This is a genomic window from Salmonella sp. SG203 (assembly GCF_013350575.1).
GTDB classification, from domain to species: domain Bacteria; phylum Pseudomonadota; class Gammaproteobacteria; order Enterobacterales; family Enterobacteriaceae; genus Salmonella; species Salmonella enterica.
This window is the reverse complement of sequence record NZ_SNMT01000122.1, coordinates 1-275: the sequence shown is the minus strand read 5'-3', so window position 1 is coordinate 275 and position 275 is coordinate 1. Positions and strand designations below refer to the sequence as shown.

The window sequence follows — 275 nt, the reverse complement described above, 5'->3', positions numbered from 1 at the left end:
TGGGGAGACCCCACACTACCATCGGCGCTACGGCGTTTCACTTCTGAGTTCGGCATGGGGTCAGGTGGGACCACCGCGCTAGTGCCGCCAGGCAAATTCTTTGTGCTCTGTCCTGTGTCTTTTACACTGATACGGCGTTGGCTGCTCTTGCGAGCGTCAGTCACATACTTCTGTATGCTCCTTCCGTCGCTGCGTTTGCCGCCTTGTCTCAGCGTAAAATCCTTCGGACTCTGAATCTGAGCTGAAAATTGTTGTCTTCTCAATCCGCCAAAACA

General features: G+C 53.8%; 1 rRNA gene. It reads right to left on the bottom strand.

Annotated features, from left to right (window positions below):
* A 5S ribosomal RNA gene (gene rrf, locus HV477_RS28130) occupies positions 1-92 on the bottom strand; the annotation flags it as partial.
* Positions 93-275 lie beyond the last annotated feature (183 nt).